Below are 283 nucleotides of genomic sequence, written 5' to 3'. Positions count from 1 at the left end.
CTGCCTTATGAGCTTAGAGTTACCGCCAAACATCAGCCTGAGTTGATGTATCAAGCCATGTTTACGGTAGCGGCAAGCGTGCTCAAGGATTTTGCACACAACTCAAAACAACTCGGTGGCGAGATTGGCTTTACGGGCGTGCTGCATACCCATAATCGGCGACGCGACTACCATCCGCATCTTCACTTCATCATTCCCGCAGGAAGCTTCAACAAAGCCAAACAACAGTGGCGCAAGCGCAAAGGTAAGTACCTGTTTAATGCCTTTAATCTTGCCAAAGTAT

Annotated in this window: 1 protein-coding gene; it reads left to right on the top strand. The window is 48.4% G+C overall.

Translation table 11 applies throughout. From position 1 onward, the window contains the following. Positions 1-283: transposase (locus AB4238_RS11155; RefSeq protein WP_372033512.1), on the top strand; the 283-nt coding region annotated here is incomplete at both ends.

This window comes from Shewanella sp. 10N.286.45.A1 (assembly GCF_041470405.1).
In the GTDB taxonomy this organism is placed as follows: Bacteria; Pseudomonadota; Gammaproteobacteria; order Enterobacterales; family Shewanellaceae; genus Shewanella.
The sequence above is the reverse complement of the archived record's forward strand: the minus strand, read 5'-3'. Positions and strand labels throughout refer to the sequence as shown.